At 53.4% G+C, this 249-nt stretch carries 1 rRNA gene; it reads right to left on the reverse strand.

The annotated features are described in order from the left end of the window. Nucleotides 1–97, reverse strand: a 5S ribosomal RNA gene (gene rrf / locus IF23_RS32335); the annotation flags it as partial. Between the last annotated feature and the right edge of the window lie 152 nt (nt 98–249).

Below are 249 nucleotides of genomic sequence, written 5' to 3' on the forward strand. Positions count from 1 at the left end.
CCCACAGAGTCCCCTCTGCAGTACCATCGGCGCTGAAAGGCTTAGCTTCCGGGTTCGGAATGTAACCGGGCGTTTCCCTAACGCAATGACCACCGAAACACTATGAAGTTAACCAACCCGGCAAAATCACAGGTCGTTACTTCAGAACCTACACAGTGGACGCGAGCAACTGAGGACAAGCCCTCGGCCTATTAGTACCAGTCAACTCCACACCTTACGGCGCTTCCATATCTGGCCTATCAACCCAGT

Source organism: Streptomyces catenulae, from assembly GCF_000718015.1.
GTDB classification, from domain to species: domain Bacteria; phylum Actinomycetota; class Actinomycetes; order Streptomycetales; family Streptomycetaceae; genus Streptomyces; species Streptomyces catenulae.